This window comes from Thermoplasmata archaeon (genome assembly GCA_038851035.1).
GTDB lineage: Archaea > Thermoplasmatota > DTKX01 > VGTL01 > VGTL01 > JAWCLH01.
On record JAWCLH010000003.1, the window covers coordinates 95,539 to 109,622 of the forward strand.

A 14,084-nucleotide genomic window follows, 5' to 3' on the forward strand; every position below is an offset into this window, starting at 1 on the left:
GCGGCTTTCGCAATAACCACCCGGAGGCGGATAGCGATGAGAATCCGAGGAATTGCTGTTGATGGCGAGGAGGGCTTCTCGGCCATTCTGGCGGAGGACCGGGTGGTGATCAGAAAGGGCGAGAGGCGAGTTGAGATGCCGAGGTCCTCTCCTCCATCAATGAAATGGTGCAAAAGGTACCGGTACGGCAGGGCGATTCTGGCGATGGGCGCCATCCTTATTCCCGTTTTCGGCCTCGGGGTAGTTCTTCTCGCGCTGTATTATCTGTCGAGCGATAAGGCTTTAGTCCTGCGATACCGGGAAAAGGAGTATATTCTAACCGGCGGGGAGGGGAATCTGACCAGAATAAAGAACCATATCTCTGGGTGGAGTACAGAAGGTGTGGAGGAAGAAGAGGAGGAATGAACTCGCAGACCGCTAGATAAAGAACTCACTTTGCCGTACATTCTGCAGAAAAATCGCCTCATCCCCCAGTGACTAGTAGGGGAAAATACCACACCCGCTACCTCGTCCATTACTAATAGGGTCGGATTTGGCTGCCCTCCCGCGCGCCTCGGAGATCACGATGCGTCTCTCCCGGACCATCCTAAAAAAATCACCAGCTGGTACACAGAGCTCCTGAGGCACGGCTCCCTTTTTCTTGATTCGGCCGGTGCCGAGCATCCAGGCGACCACAGAAGCGGGGAAGGCCGTGGTCTTCATCATCGCGCTGATTCCTCTCCCCGGCATCCCCTCATCCACCATCTGATATGTCAGTCGAATGGAGCCTTTTCCAGCGGTCACCCTCAGGAGAACCACGTCCCTTCCCCCATCTCCAAGGCTTCTCCGGAGGAGCTCGTGGAGCAGCTCTCTGGGTACGAACTTCGACTCCCCGACCCTCACGGGCAGCGTCGAGCCTAGGCCGATGGAGAATATAGCTCTCATCATTGCGCAATGGCCCGGGTAGCGGATGGTCTTGTAGTCCAGATTTCGCACTCTCCCGAGCATGGTCCAGGGGAGGGTCGAGGCGCCTCCGGAGGTCGCGAAGGCCTCCAGCCTCCCGAAAGGCTCCGGGAACTCGATATCCTCGAGTTCAGTCAGGGACTCGAGCTCCACGATTCTTCCTTCCCGAATCGCGACCGCTCTCTCAAGATACTCATTGGTCAGCCCCTCTGGCGAGAAGACGAGCTTGTAGTTCAGGGGAGGCCTCGGGTGGAGGGGCAGGCCACCCACGCGAATTCGAACCTCGTCGGCGCTCCCCCCCAGTCTCTTAACGGCGTGCGCGGCGAGGATTGTTGCGAGGCCGGGCGCGAGGCCACAGTCGGGAATAATACTCACACCGGCCTCTCTTGCCCGCTCGTGCAGCCCGAGCTCCCTCCTCACGACCTCATTGTTGCCGCCGAGGTCGCAGAAATTCACCCCCGCCCATATGGCCGCCCTTGCGAGCGCGTGGTTGAACCGGTAGGAGACCGCCCCGACAGCAACGTCGAAGTTGTGTCTCATCAACACCCGGACATCCCTCTCCTTGCTTACGTCTACCCTGATGGGCCTCACCCTCCTGCTCCGGCACCAGCGCGCGGCCTCGCGAGCTACTTTCAGCGAGATATCCCCGAGAGTCACCTCTTCGACTTCCTCCGACCTGCAGAGGTCGTAGGCGATTGCCCTGCCCATCATTCCGGCGCCGAGCACGAGAGCGCGCATCCTTTATCGCCCTCCACAGATTTCATTCCGGATATATCCAACTTTCACTCTCCCATCCTCCACCCGAAACCCACGAGCACTTTCACAGACCACCCCGGAAGATTGATAGACCGCTGCCCCCTCCTCAATTCCCGTGGTCTACGACGACCTGAAGCGGCACGGGGACCGCGTTTACACCGGCATGCCCGTCGGGGGGAGACACGTATGGGAATACCCCAACGGCCTGTGGAAGGAGCGCAAGGTCGCCCCCGACAGGTGGGAGTTCACGTTTTCATCAATAAAGAGAAGGGCGACGGGCGCCCCGGAGGGCTCCGGCGCCCCGCCCGGAACGCAGTTCCACTGGTTCATAATGGCGCACCAGAGGGTGCGGAAGCTGGATGCGGACACTTATGAGACGTTTATGGAGGGAGTGAAGCATAAGGTGGCGCACAAGAGGCCCCACTGGCGGGGCTGGAGCACGGACTACCCGGACCACCCCACAGAGAGGGAGGTTCTTATTGATATACTGGAAAAGGCGCTCTCTGAACTAAAGGAGGATTTGAATGGGCAATTGAGGACCTGGGACGGAGCCCCGGCTGAATTAAAAGCGCTTTGAGGCGAATTCTGAAAACGCAACATACCTTTTGGGGAGGACAGAATCCTTATCTGCTGACCGTGGATACAGCTTTTCGGGGTTGCCTCCACCCTTGAGAAAAATACCTGGTCTCGGAGAGAGCGCTCACATCGTCCTGGGCGTTGTATTCCTTCTGCTCTTCTGCCTGGGGCTTGTCTCCGGAGCGATGTATCTGGTGCAGGGTGATACGGCCAGCGCTGGTTATGTTCTCGGGGTTTGCGCCTTCTCCGGCCTTCTACCCGCTATAATTTTCTTCCATTTCGCGGTCCGGCTCGCGAAGGAGCGAATGGAGCTGGAGCGGCTCGGTCTCTATCTGGCGAAAAAGGGCCGCGCCAGTGTTTCCGGGGTGGCCTTTGAGTTCAAATGGACAGAGGCCAAGGCCGAGGAGCGCATAGTCGCCGCCATATCAGAGAACAAGGTCGCTGGAAATCTCGACCGCGTTACGAGGGAGTTTTTTACAGACGCGAGCCTGGAGAGCATGGAGTTCGTCCCGAGGTGCGGGTCCTGCGGCGCCATAATCTCGGCGTGGGTCTCAAAGAGGGAACCGGCGAAATGCCCTTACTGCAACTCCGAGCCAAGGCCAAACTTCGTTTCGCCTCCCCAGCACGGAGTTCATGTGCCATTGATTTACGCTCCTCCACGGGGAGCACCGGCCCAGTATCGGGCAGCGCCCCCCGGTCCTCCGTCGGAGTATGCGGGCAAGGCTCCCGGTGCGCGCGCAGTCCCGCCCTCGCAGCCTTCGGCCCTTCCGATACCGGGCACGGGGGGAGGGACCGTTCTATCCTATCCCGCGGGCGCACCACCCGCTCCACCTGTGATGCCCAGACGGAAAAGAAGGGTCAGGTTCCTTCTCTTTTCGATGAAATCGGGAACAATGAAGGCCGTCGGTTTTTCACTTTTCATTCTGGGTCTTATAGCTCTCGCAGCCGCAATATATATCAGCGACTCCTCTCTGGGTCGGAGCCTGGTCCTTCGTCTTGATTTCGAGCTTGTCGATGGCTACCTCACCCCCGACGAGAGCGAGTTTGTAGTCAGCCTACGGCCGGAGGACGTGAGGTCGGTGAGGGTCTGCCCTATTTGCCACAGCCCGAACATAAACATTCAGGTAATAAGGGGCGGGAGCGAGAAGTGTCCCTACTGCAGCGGGCTGATATATTTCCCGGAGGTGAGCTGAGACTGGCTTCCTTTTCAACATCCGAGAAGCCACCTGCAAGTGGCTAGGCATCCTGTCCATCGCCTTCGGACTGGGGCTGGCGGCGTTCGCTTGGGACATGATGAGAAACCAGGAAACCGCCCACTTCGGCTACGAGGCTTTCGGAGTCTGTCTGCCACTCGCGCTGATACTTGGAATTCTGCTCCTGCACATTGGCCTGAAAGCCAAGCGTGAAGTGAGCGACTTCAAGAAGTTCGCGGCCTATTTCAAGGCCTACCGGAGAATAAAAATACCTGCCCTAGCCTCGAAGATGAAGCTCAGCGAGTACGAGACCGAGAGGCGCATAATCAGGTGCGTGAGGCTGCGGCTGCTCACGGGCTATATCGACAGGGCCTCGGACGAATTCTTCAACCCCCCAGGAATGGATGGGAGGGTTCTCATCAGCTGCCCCCGGTGCGGTGGACCGGTTGAACAGATGCTCATGAAGGGCGAGACGGGGAAGTGCCCCTACTGTGGGAGTCCGCTCACCGCCGACAGCAACAGGTGAGTCTCAGCTAATGAGTGCGCTTCAGGGTTCGCAATTCAACCCTCCAAATCGCATCCATGTGCAAACACAGGATACGGCTCACATACGCTCCCGTATCCTGTGGCTTCAGAAGAGCCGCTTCTCTGCCGCGGAAGTGGCTCTTCCTCGCATCAGACTTTCTGTGCGCTCAATATAAAGTCTGATGCTCCCGCCGGGATTTGAACCCGGGTGACCAGCTCGAAAGGCTGGCATGATTGACCGGACTACACTACGGGAGCATTGAGGCGGCGCCTGCGGGCATCGACACCTTCAGGCCCCGCGCAACCGTTCAGCGAACGGAACACGCGGGTATTTAGCCTTTCCCACCACCACCCCGGGGACGCACCAGCCCCCCACGAAGGGGTCCTGGGAGCAAAGCCCCTTGATAATAGGCAAATGTTATCACCGCGTAGGCCAATCAACGCCCGGTGACGCCGATGCCCAGAACCTGCACCCAGGAGAGAAACCTCCAGAAATGTACCTGCACCTACCCGACCTGCTCGAGGAAGGGGCTGTGCTGCGAGTGCATAGCCCACCATCGCGCCCACGGGGAGCTCCCCGGTTGCCTCTTCCCAAAGGACATTGAAAAGACCTACGACCGCAGCATCGAGGCCTTTGTCCGGGCCTACAGCAGATGAGGTAAGGGCAGAGGCTCGAAGAATTAGGGAGTTCCCTGCGCCGTCACCAAGATCACCCGCCTGGGCATTCAGCCATTCTCCAGGACGCTCCGGCTCCTCTATGCCCTGACCGCCCTTTTAATTGCTCCGTCAAGAATATCAACGGCCGTTTCTATCTGCTCTTCGGTTACTATCAGAGGCGGAATGTACCTTATCGTGCTCCGGCCGCAGCCCAGCAGAATCAGGCCCTTCTTGAGCGCCTCGAGCTCTATCCTGTCGCGCAGCTCCGGCGCGGGCTCCTTCGTCTTTCTGCTCTTCACAAACTCCGTCGCCTGCATCAGCCCCTTCCCCCTGACATCACCGATGCATTCGTGCCTCTCCTGAAGCTCGAGGAGCCTCTTGTGAAGATGCGCCCCGACTCTAGCCGCGTTCTCCAAGAGCCTCTCTTTCTCGATCACCTCGATTGTCGCCAGCGAGGCTGCACAGCCAACGGGGTTGCCCCCATAGGTATTAGAGTGGGCGCCCTTGACGCTCCAGTCCAGCTCCCTCCTGAAGACTATCGCCCCGATTGGGAACCCGGAGCCCATGCCCTTCGCCATCGCGATGATGTCGGGGGCGACGCTGTAGTGCTCCGCGCAGAACCACTTCCCAGTCCTCCCGAAGCCCGCCTGGACCTCGTCGTCAATGAAAAGGACCCCGTGCTTTTCAGCGACTCTCTTCAGCGCCGGGAAGAAGTCATCGGGAGGGACCATATAGCCCCCCTCGCCCTGAATCGGCTCGACCACGATCGCCGCGACCTCGTCTGGCGGCACGAGGGTCTGGAAGTAGAGTTCTTCCAGTATCTTCGCGCACCAGAGGTCGCAGCCCGGATACTCCAGCTTATATGGGCATCTGTAGCAGTAAGCGTAGGGAAGGTGGGTGACGCCGGGCATGGTCGGAAAGTACCTCGCCCGGTGAACGAGCTTGCTTGCGGTAAACGAGAGAGCGCCCATCGTTCTGCCATGAAACGCGCCTATGAAGCCGATGAAAAGGGGCCTGCGGGTCGTCCACCGCGCCAGCTTGACGGCGGCCTCGACAGACTCGGCCCCGCTGTTGGTGAAGAAGACCCTCTTCGGGAATTTCCCAGGCGTTATCCCCACGAGCCTCTCGGCTAGCCTAACCTGAACGTCGTAGTAGAAGTCTGTGCCGGCGAAGTGCAGCAGCTCTGCGGCCTGCCTCTGAATCGCCTCGACGACCGTCGGGTGGCAGTGGCCGGTGTTTGTCACGCCCGCGCCGCAGGTGAAGTCCATGAAAACGTTTCCATCAACGTCCTCAATATAAATCCCCCTACCCCGCGCCGCCACTACGGGCGCAGCCTTTGTGGATGTGGCCAGCAACTCACTATCCTTAGCAACTATCTCCTTTCCCCGCTGTCCCGGCAGCTTTCCCCTTACGAAAGGCCTCTGCTCCATCCCGCTCGACCTCCTGTGAGTGATGGAGACCGCGTATAATTACTTTGTGCGATTGGACTCGTCCCGGAATTCCATTCCCGAGGCCCCGCTCCTCTCGACGGTCTTAATTCCCAGCCCCTCCAGCTCCTTCAGAACGGGCTCGTATATTTCTGGTATCACGGGCACCTGAACCCCGCGGGCAGTAATCTTTCCCTCCAGAATCAGCCGGACGGCTATCGCCGCAGGATAGCTCACGGTCCGCGCCACGGCCGTGTCTCCGCCCGGTACGCCGAAGTCCACGAGTGTGGAGGTCAGGTACCTCGTCGCGCCGTCTCCCATCCTCGCCACAAACTCATGGTGGAGCACGACCATGTCCCTCTCGCGATCGCCGTAGCTGAGCTTCCGGAGCATCAGCGCTGTGAGGGCGTCCAGAACGCTTTTTTCCGCAGGTACTCTCTCATCGGCAAGCAGGCCCAGCCACTCAAGCCGCTTAATGACGGTGGAGCCAACAGGGACTTTAAGTCTTCTGGCTAGGGCGGACTTTATGTCGCCGGAGCCGCAGCCCAGCTTTTCGGCCATCAATCCGGCCCAGGTGAGGTTCTCGAGGCCGCCCCTCTCTGTGTCGTCCAGCAGGCCAAGCTCCGCGATCTTTCTCATCGTCTCGCACCAGCCGATGTTCCGGAGGGTGGCCCTGTACATTGTCCTCGCGCTCCGGATGCCGTAGGTGTCAAGATAGGGAATGGAGTCGCGGTTGGGGTACTCCTCGAACCAGCCGACCCCCGGGACTTCCTTGAAGGTGTAGTTTTCAAAGAGCTCGTTTCCGGGAATATCGACCACTTTCCCATCCTTGAGGAAGCGGGCGGCGTTGCGGGAGGCGAGGAGGACGCCCCTCGGGCTCCAGGAGAATTTGTAGCCGAAGGGGTTGAGGGCGGCCTCGGGGGCGGGCAGGGCGCCACAGTATGAGCTGAATGCCTCTATCTCCCCTCCCTCCCTCTTTACGCTGTCAATCACCCTCATTGCCGACATGTGGTCTATGCCGGGGTCGAGACCGATTTCGTTGAGGCTGATGAGGCCAGCGCTCTTAAAATCTGGATCTAGGGCCCTCATTGCAGGGCTCACATAAGATGTGGTGACTAGGTGCTTCCCATGCTTCAGACATATACGGGCCACCATTGGATGGTGTACATAAGGAAGTAGACTGACGACAAGCTCCGCGTCTCTGACCAGCGGCTCGAGGACATCAGCCTTTGTGGCATCAACCTCCTTTGCCTCACCTCGCGGGTGGCCACCGAGAATTCTCCGGACCTTGCTGATTGTTCTGCTAGCGACGACCACGGGGTACTTCGTATGGTCCAGAAGGTAACTGACCATAGGCCTCGATATCATTCCCGCGCCTAGAACAAGCACGCCGCCCATTGTCATGCCTCCGCTCTATCGTTTCTCCAAGAATTTAACAATGTATCGGTATGGAGGTGTAAGTTCTCCCTTGTGAAGTATCATTGCGTTCTTCAGGGTCGGTTGGAGAGCTATTCGCTCGAAGCTGGCTGAATAGTCAGCTTTCGCAATCTCTGGGACGAAGGGCCTGAGAGCAGCGCTGAAGCTCTCAGACGATTCTTTTGGAAATTCGCATGGGAGGTTGTAGACGGCCATTACAACAACCCCATTCCCCTCGACCCCGTCTCTGATAGTGTCGCTCTCCGGGTCGTAGACAAAGACGGGGCTGTCTGGCTCCGTAGCTTTATAAGTGAATTCAATAGAGCCCCGGATGTCGCAGCTGATGTCCCCAACGACCCTGAGGCGGTGCTGGCCCTCCCTCCTAAGGTACTCCCTGGTCACAAGTCTCGGGTATCTTGCGTCCCAATATATGCAATTCAGGAGCACCGTCAAGTGGGGAAGATACCTTTCGAAGCGCGGTCTGTACTTCTCCGGATGCTGATAGTAATCCTGCAACTCGAACTTTCTGCCCGGTTCAACCGGCTCCACCATGTGCTCCTCTTTGAAGGTAACTGCATAGATCAAGTGCCTGGACGGCGCCTTTAGCCCTTCTTCTATCTCGTCGGGTGAGAGCTCCTTAACGGGCAGCTCCCTGAGCATCTCCCAGACCCCGCCCGCCACGTTCCCGTAGCCAGTGACACCGATGATGAGAGGGGAGAGGCTCTCTGGAAGACCGTCCCTCGAGACCAGATTGCCAAGCTCGCGCAGGGCCCTCTTCGCCGCCGTGAGGTTATCGTAATCGAACGCGTGCCTTAGGTTGAGGAATGGGGTGGCGAGGCCCTCCCACCTGAGCCTCTGGCCGAGGGCCCAGAGCGTCTCTATAACTCCGGCGAGACCGGCGTGTCGGCCGAAGAAGATCAGCCGCCGCCCGCGATCGTCAACTATTCTCTCATAGTCTATTAATTGGCATTTCAGGTCCATGAGCCTTCTGAGCATGGGCATGTTATGCTCCTGGCCCTTGATGACGTGTGCGAAAAAAATGTAGGTTTTTCCTTCCTCGAGCTCGCTCACGGGAATTTCTTTAATCGCAAATATCACAGGGCACTCTTTAAGACTCTTCTCCACCCTTGCGCCGGCTCTCACGTATTCCACGTTCGTGTAGACCCTCAGGCTTGAGTCTTCAACAATGACCTCGAGCCCGTGCTCAGAAATCAGCCACCGGACGTCTTGTGGGGTGAGAGGGGCCCTCCGCTCCCGGCGGTTGATATCCTCCCGGCGAATGCCTATCCTCGCTACCAGTGCTCTACCCCCATGGGCAATCGAGATTAGGTTAGATAATCTTTATTGGACATACGCTATCACGGGGGGGTTGTTGAATGGGACACCCGGAGTTCCATTAAGGGCCACTCGAAGCGCTCCTGCACATTCGGAGGTCCTCGGTGCCCACCTAAACATACGGTGCGAAAATGTTATCCTTTGAAAATACCACAAAATTGAATAGTCGTGAAGGGCAATAGCATTGGGGAGGGATAGGGACGCGCGGTGCCGATGACAGAAATATCGAGACTGTTACCGCTATCTCTAAGCTTGTGGGCGGGATCGGGGTGCTCTTCGGCTTGGTGGGTATCGGCTTGCTTTATTATTATATATATGAAGCTTTCCCGGACGCACCCACGCGCATAGGATGGTGGGCGACTATCTCAATCGGCTTATGCATAATATTTTTCATAGTATATTTCATCTTAAAAGATACCCTCCAGAGCATGGAGCTGGAACGCCGGAGGAAGGTCGAGAGAAACCTCGGTTCTGGAGAAAAAGGGGAAAAAATCTAGCGCCGCGTTGCTGGGGGTGCACAGGCCCTGCCGGGAAATGGTGAAGTGGGGGTGCGGGGATTTTCCCTTCGGGCAACAACTAACGGCTCGCTAGGCTCCTGTTAATTGTTGATTTGGGCCCCTTCCTCTCTACCGTATCGGAAGGTCCCCCTCTCAAATCCGACGCCCTCCAATAAAGTTGAAGTGCGGGCGTCGGGATTTGAACCCGAGTTCTGAGCTTGGCAAGCTCAAGTGATAACCAGTCTACACTACACCCGCACCGGCCAGCGTGTATCATCTTGCCCCTTTTAAAGGTTTTACTGGTCCTCTCCGGGCATAAGGATTGCCCCGGGGTTTTCAGAAAAAGGATCGCGCGGGGTTTTCCAAATTCTATACAGGGGCAATCGGAGGGGATCCTACTCTTCTGCAGGGCATCACGCCGTACCACTGCATCCGGCCCTTTTCCTACATCTGACTGGGATGGGGAATCGAGTGGAGTACGACCGGAAGCAATTATTAGCTCCAGCCATATTCCCTGCCCAAGGGCCCGTGGGGTAGCTTGGTATCCTAGGAGCTTTGGGAGCTTCAGACTCCGGTTCAAATCCGGACGGGCCCATTTTCACCCCCTTTTACCGATAGTGAATGAAGGTCCAGAAGGGGATAAGCTTTCTCTTCCGGGGACTGGGGAGCTGTCGGTCAATCTTGACTTTCCTCCTTCTTTATAGGGCCTGGAATTGGCCCTGGCCTTGTTTTTCTTTCCGAGGGGGCATCAGCCTGGCCCGGGACAGACTGCATTTCCTGAGGGGTTTCTGGGGGTCCTGGAGGGCATTCCTGTGGGGGGTGCTGGCCCGAGGCCTCCGGTTTAATCCTGGCCGGAATAGAGCGCGTCTCCGGTGCTGCGGGTGTCTGAGCCTCCGAAAGGATGCTGCCAGGCCAGGGACACTCGCCCGGCTTCTCCTCCCCTATCAGAATTCTGCCCATTCTCTCCATAATCCATTCGCCGTCCTGAAGTTCGGCATCACGCTGCCGGTATCCCTGCATAAACGCTTTTTTGAGCCGCGGCTCACCTAGGAAAACCGGGCCATCTTCCTGTTCTTTTGCTCCGGCACCAAGAGACCTTGCTTTCAACTGGGTTTCCAAGACACGCCGTATCTGCTCCGTCAGGGCCAAAAGGACCTGAACCGGAGCATGGCCGCCAGAGGCCAAATCGGCTTCGAGCCCCTTGAGTCGGTCAAGATACCTGGCAAGTTCCCAGCCAACATCGATTTCTGAACTTGTGACATCTGAAGAAGTGTGACATCCGTTCTTCCGGGCTATTCGGTCCTCTGCCACCAATATGGGTTGTGTGACATTCACTATGACGCTTGCGGGCTTATGGAGCCTGTGCCCGAGCTGGCGGACATTTGCTGGCGTTGTGGAATACTTCCGGGCCAGTACAGTGGCGGGCTGGTCTCCTTTAAGGATATCTGCTTTGAGGCTCAGGCGGGCCTCAGGGGACATCCTGGTCAAGAGAGACCCCTCTGCCCATGCTGCCGGGGTACAGGGCCTGAACCCTGCTGCCTGCCAGGTCCGGCTTCGGCTCTGTTCCGTATGACTGTTACCTCTAACACAGGGGAATTTGGTATTGGGGTATATCTCGCCCCCATGTTAACATTTGAATTCATTAGCAGACCCCCCGCGCAACCGGAATGGCCGGTGGGGATGGTGGGTCTGGTTTGGCCCTTATACTGCCGGTTGCACCGCTTGCGCCGGTTGCACCATAGATATCCGGTTGTACCTTTTTTCCGGTTGCGCTCTTTTTCCTCAGGATTCTTTGAGGACTCGGATACTTCCTTGGGATAATAGGTTTCGGTCTGGGGGTCATAGTCAAGAATCTTCTTGTCGCCGCGTCGGATTTTTTCCCCAGTCTGACCTTCCAAAAAGTAAACTGTCTGCTGTTTTGTTCATCGGGGGTCTTCGGCCTAGAATTACCTCGCGCGTCTCTTGGTTGTGCCGTCTCCTCAAACAGGATATTGGTAGTGGCCAAATCCTTATATATAGAGGGACCACGAATGTCATCAGCATCCGTGTCCATTATTCGCCCGTTGCTCCTGAATTTTTTACGAAGGTGATGGATTAAAACGAAAAAGACCTTCTCCTTTTGTGATATTTGTTTTATGCTGTCAATGAACCGCTTGGCGTCGCCAGGGTCGTCCGGATTTCCGGCGACTGCCAGCTGAAGATTGTCAAGAATCACCAACTCTGCACCTTTTATCAATCTCCGGAAATCCTGCTCCCTGGTGGGCAGACGCAAAGGGTCCAAATGCTGACATCGAATATAGTCTCTAGCGGTTGGATACATCCTCTCCAGTTTTTCCGTCCGCTGAACCAAATCATACTGGGAAGATTCCAGGTCAAGATAAGCAACCACAGTCCGTCGAGTCTTTAACCCGAGAAATAGTTCTCCGCTGGCCACAGCGTAAGCCATCTGCAAAGCAAATTGGGTTTTCCCCGTGCCTTCTCTTCCGCCGATAATAATGTATCCGGGCTCGATGGGGTCCGGTATCAGGTCCTCAATAATAAATGGCGGTCGAGGTTTCTCCAAGCACTGCCTGCGGTATTCCCTGGCTGAGGGGATGAGGCAATGAATTATCCCCCCACATTTATCTGGAATAACCCCGGCAGTTTTCTCCTTCCAAGCATTGGGGTCCTTGCCGCCTTGCTGCTGCGGCTCCGAGCCCTGCTGTTCCTGGACCTGATGGTCCTGGCCTCTCAGGTCCTCGGTCATGAATGCACCTCCTCGATTTTCAGAACTGCTGAGCGGTTGAACCGAATCCGCGTATTATCACGGCGGACCAAGACCAGAAACTGAGGGTCATCCTCAATAAGCTGGATCCCTCTGCATCGCCGCACACCCTCGTCCGGGTCGCGATAAACAACTGAAATATCCCCCGTGCCCTCACCCCCTATATTTGGCTATTTTATAATATATTTAATAAGGGTAATATGCGTTGCGTGGTGTAGGAATAGAATCCTACAATAGGTGATGGGCATGGGAGATAATCGCAGGGCAGGGAAGCGGAAAAGGTTTGTTGGCCTCTCATATCTTCAATATGAGATATATCAACTCGTTTAATACTCCGGACCTTATTCAATCCCGCATATTATGGAACTTCTTCATCTTCCGAAATCATCCCGGCCCGATGTTTATGATGGATCCAACAACTTGTCAAATTCGGTTATCTAAAAAAGCAGCGGACACACTTGGAGAAAATTGGACGCGAATATGGGGAGCGAGATAAGGGAAAAGACCCTGCTCACTACATTTTTAACCAAGGAAAAATGGGTCCTGGAAGGGGGCCCACTTATGTCTATGTTGACAATCGTCCTGTCGAAAAAATAATTAATGAAATCAATGACCTCGATAAATCTCTCGGAAGAGGGGGGCTCTCAGGAGATGAGACAAAAAGAATCAATGAAATGAGGTTCGGGTTATTGAGAAAGCTTCTCTATATCGGACCGAATCTGAAGCCTTCGTGACATTTCGCCATCCGGGAATTGAACATTTTTCAGAAAGTGCTATTCCCCCTTTTGATGAGTCAGTTTTTCCGTATGGAGCTTTCAGGATAATCTTTAATATCCCGTCCGTATATTATTTTGTCCGCCCGGGGGGCGCTCTGGGACTGCCGATACTGCCAGGCATCGAGGGTGGAGACCATGAGGGTGAGAACGATATTGGCGGTGCTTACGCTATTGTGTTTATTGACACCTGTGGATATTATCTCAGCGAAGACGAATGTCAAGAATGAGACGGTAAATGAAAATGATCATTACTCCGATTGGCTCTTTGGAGTCTCCAAGGGTGACAAGATAGACATTGATGTTACATCAACGGGCAACATCGATATTTACATCATATCCAACAATCAATATTGGAGCGGTTATCTCGGCATCTATTCGAATTTCACGCCCACCTTTCAGATGCTCAATGTCACAACAGCGCATTTCTCCTGGACAAAACCCGATGACCAATCTTACTGCTTGGTGATTGATAATAGAGTCAATGATATCGAAGGCAGCGCGAATCCTGTCGGTCCGGTGACTATTTCTCTCACTCGTAGCGACCCTTTCTCAGAGAATGTACAAGCAGCTGGTGAAGCACTCAGTTTCTTCTGTCTCGCGGTCATAGTGATTCTCATAGTGATTGTGGTCCTTATTATTGTTGGAATTGTAATCTATGTAAAGAGAAAATCCCAGAAAACTCCACCGCTGCAGCCCTACCCGCAACAGCAATATTATCAGCAACAGCCTCAATATGTCCCTGTTCAATATCCGCCTCAGTATCCACAACAGCCTCCCCAACCGCCATATTATCCACCTCAAGGGCGATAGTCTGCCGGTCTGCTGCCGGTGACCTGGGGCCTGCTCATAGCCTGCTGACGGACATTCTTGGTATCATAGAACCGGTAACAAGATACCGTCTTCCGTCCAATAACACGGGTTATTGGACACTCAACGAGCGCGTATTTAAAGTCAACAAGCCTCCAATGCTTATTCATATGCTCGCATTCTGATGCTGTGAAAAACATGCTTCATTATGCCCGGAACTGAACTGTATTGCGAGTTCTTCTACCATCAAGCCTCTCCCCAACTATCCTCTGTCCTGGGCCTGTCACAGAGCCCAGAAATGGCCTTTTAGGCAAATGCAAATCGATTTATGGCCAAACCGTGAATCAGCTGTGAAAAATTCTATAACCTGGGTTGAATCATTGAAAAAAGAAAAAACCCCCGGCCCCGTTTCT

Annotated in this window: 14 protein-coding genes and 3 tRNA genes; 9 read left to right on the top strand and 8 right to left on the bottom strand. The window is 55.6% G+C overall.

Annotation, left to right across the window (positions count from 1 at the left end; translation table 11 throughout):
- Nucleotides 1–36 precede the first annotated feature (36 nt).
- A complete protein-coding gene (locus QW379_01690) occupies nt 37–405 on the top strand; it encodes a hypothetical protein (GenBank protein MEM2869123.1) in 369 nt (122 codons plus the stop codon).
- A 72-nt stretch (nt 406–477) separates the two neighbouring features.
- Here QW379_01690 and QW379_01695 read toward each other — a convergent pair whose 3' ends face one another.
- On the bottom strand, nt 478–1,680 hold the full coding sequence (locus tag QW379_01695; protein ID MEM2869124.1) for a saccharopine dehydrogenase C-terminal domain-containing protein: 1,203 nt from the start codon (nt 1,678–1,680) through the stop codon (nt 478–480).
- A 133-nt stretch (nt 1,681–1,813) separates the two neighbouring features.
- Here QW379_01695 and QW379_01700 point away from each other — a divergent pair, with 133 nt between their 5' ends.
- From QW379_01700 to QW379_01710, 3 genes are all read left to right on the top strand, one after another.
- Complete coding sequence (locus tag QW379_01700) at nt 1,814–2,275, top strand: hypothetical protein (protein MEM2869125.1); 462 nt, start codon at nt 1,814–1,816, stop codon at nt 2,273–2,275.
- Between the two features lie 91 nt (nt 2,276–2,366).
- Complete coding sequence (locus tag QW379_01705) at nt 2,367–3,467, top strand: hypothetical protein (GenBank protein MEM2869126.1); 1,101 nt, start codon at nt 2,367–2,369, stop codon at nt 3,465–3,467.
- A gap of 97 nt (nt 3,468–3,564) precedes the next feature.
- Nucleotides 3,565–3,993 carry a PCI domain-containing protein gene (locus QW379_01710; protein ID MEM2869127.1) on the top strand — a complete coding sequence of 143 codons (429 nt, stop codon included), beginning with the start codon at nt 3,565–3,567 and terminating at the stop codon, nt 3,991–3,993.
- A 182-nt stretch (nt 3,994–4,175) separates the two neighbouring features.
- Here QW379_01710 and QW379_01715 read toward each other — a convergent pair.
- Nucleotides 4,176–4,250, bottom strand: a tRNA-Glu gene (locus QW379_01715).
- 198 nt (nt 4,251–4,448) lie between these two features.
- Here QW379_01715 and QW379_01720 point away from each other — a divergent pair.
- On the top strand, nt 4,449–4,649 hold the full coding sequence (locus QW379_01720) for a DUF6485 family protein (protein ID MEM2869128.1): 201 nt from the start codon (nt 4,449–4,451) through the stop codon (nt 4,647–4,649).
- A gap of 98 nt (nt 4,650–4,747) precedes the next feature.
- Here the strand turns inward: QW379_01720 and QW379_01725 are convergent, their stop codons facing one another.
- Genes QW379_01725 through QW379_01735 form a run of 3 tightly spaced genes read right to left on the bottom strand, consistent with a single transcriptional unit; the run spans nt 4,748 to nt 8,818 of the window.
- Nucleotides 4,748–6,079, bottom strand: a complete 1,332-nt coding sequence (locus tag QW379_01725) for an acetyl ornithine aminotransferase family protein (GenBank protein ID MEM2869129.1) — start codon at nt 6,077–6,079, stop codon at nt 4,748–4,750.
- 39 nt (nt 6,080–6,118) lie between these two features.
- Nucleotides 6,119–7,474 (bottom strand): saccharopine dehydrogenase C-terminal domain-containing protein, encoded by a 1,356-nt coding sequence (locus tag QW379_01730; protein MEM2869130.1) that lies wholly within the window; start codon nt 7,472–7,474, stop codon nt 6,119–6,121.
- 15 nt (nt 7,475–7,489) lie between these two features.
- A complete protein-coding gene (locus QW379_01735; GenBank protein MEM2869131.1) occupies nt 7,490–8,818 on the bottom strand; it encodes a bifunctional lysine ketoglutarate reductase /saccharopine dehydrogenase family protein in 1,329 nt (442 codons plus the stop codon).
- 263 nt (nt 8,819–9,081) lie between these two features.
- On the opposite strand from QW379_01735, the gene QW379_01740 reads away from it, so the two are divergent.
- Nucleotides 9,082–9,324 (top strand): hypothetical protein, encoded by a 243-nt coding sequence (locus tag QW379_01740; protein ID MEM2869132.1) that lies wholly within the window; start codon nt 9,082–9,084, stop codon nt 9,322–9,324.
- A 184-nt stretch (nt 9,325–9,508) separates the two neighbouring features.
- Here the strand turns inward: QW379_01740 and QW379_01745 are convergent.
- Nucleotides 9,509–9,582: transfer RNA gene (locus tag QW379_01745), tRNA-Gly, on the bottom strand.
- Nucleotides 9,583–9,846: 264 nt separating this feature from the next.
- Here QW379_01745 and QW379_01750 point away from each other — a divergent pair.
- A tRNA-Pro gene (locus tag QW379_01750) sits at nt 9,847–9,919 on the top strand.
- 80 nt (nt 9,920–9,999) lie between these two features.
- On the opposite strand, the gene QW379_01755 is transcribed toward QW379_01750, so the two are convergent.
- Together QW379_01755 and QW379_01760 are read right to left on the bottom strand one after the other, a co-directional pair.
- On the bottom strand, nt 10,000–10,812 hold the full coding sequence (locus QW379_01755; protein ID MEM2869133.1) for a hypothetical protein: 813 nt from the start codon (nt 10,810–10,812) through the stop codon (nt 10,000–10,002).
- A gap of 154 nt (nt 10,813–10,966) precedes the next feature.
- Nucleotides 10,967–12,070 carry an AAA family ATPase gene (locus QW379_01760; GenBank protein ID MEM2869134.1) on the bottom strand — a complete coding sequence of 368 codons (1,104 nt, stop codon included), beginning with the start codon at nt 12,068–12,070 and terminating at the stop codon, nt 10,967–10,969.
- 476 nt (nt 12,071–12,546) lie between these two features.
- On the opposite strand from QW379_01760, the gene QW379_01765 reads away from it, so the two are divergent.
- Both QW379_01765 and QW379_01770 read left to right on the top strand, forming a co-directional pair.
- The gene (locus tag QW379_01765; protein ID MEM2869135.1) at nt 12,547–12,822 is read left to right on the top strand and encodes a hypothetical protein; all 276 of its coding nucleotides are present in this window, start codon (nt 12,547–12,549) and stop codon (nt 12,820–12,822) included.
- A gap of 177 nt (nt 12,823–12,999) precedes the next feature.
- Nucleotides 13,000–13,674 carry a hypothetical protein gene (locus tag QW379_01770; GenBank protein MEM2869136.1) on the top strand — a complete coding sequence of 225 codons (675 nt, stop codon included), beginning with the start codon at nt 13,000–13,002 and terminating at the stop codon, nt 13,672–13,674.
- Nucleotides 13,675–14,084: the final 410 nt, after the last annotated feature.

What these genes read in the sequence shown, in the direction of transcription:
- QW379_01690 (MEM2869123.1), top strand. Translation starts at nt 37, where the DNA reads ATGAGAATCCGAGGAATTGCTGTTGATGGCGAGGAGGGCTTCTCGGCC.
- QW379_01695 (MEM2869124.1), bottom strand. Translation starts at nt 1,680, where the DNA reads ATGCGCGCTCTCGTGCTCGGCGCCGGAATGATGGGCAGGGCAATCGCC.
- QW379_01710 (MEM2869127.1), top strand. Translation starts at nt 3,565, where the DNA reads ATGATGAGAAACCAGGAAACCGCCCACTTCGGCTACGAGGCTTTCGGA.
- QW379_01720 (MEM2869128.1), top strand. Translation starts at nt 4,449, where the DNA reads ATGCCCAGAACCTGCACCCAGGAGAGAAACCTCCAGAAATGTACCTGC.
- QW379_01725 (MEM2869129.1), bottom strand. Translation starts at nt 6,079, where the DNA reads ATGGAGCAGAGGCCTTTCGTAAGGGGAAAGCTGCCGGGACAGCGGGGA.
- QW379_01730 (MEM2869130.1), bottom strand. Translation starts at nt 7,474, where the DNA reads ATGGGCGGCGTGCTTGTTCTAGGCGCGGGAATGATATCGAGGCCTATG.
- QW379_01760 (MEM2869134.1), bottom strand. Translation starts at nt 12,070, where the DNA reads ATGACCGAGGACCTGAGAGGCCAGGACCATCAGGTCCAGGAACAGCAG.
- QW379_01770 (MEM2869136.1), top strand. Translation starts at nt 13,000, where the DNA reads ATGAGGGTGAGAACGATATTGGCGGTGCTTACGCTATTGTGTTTATTG.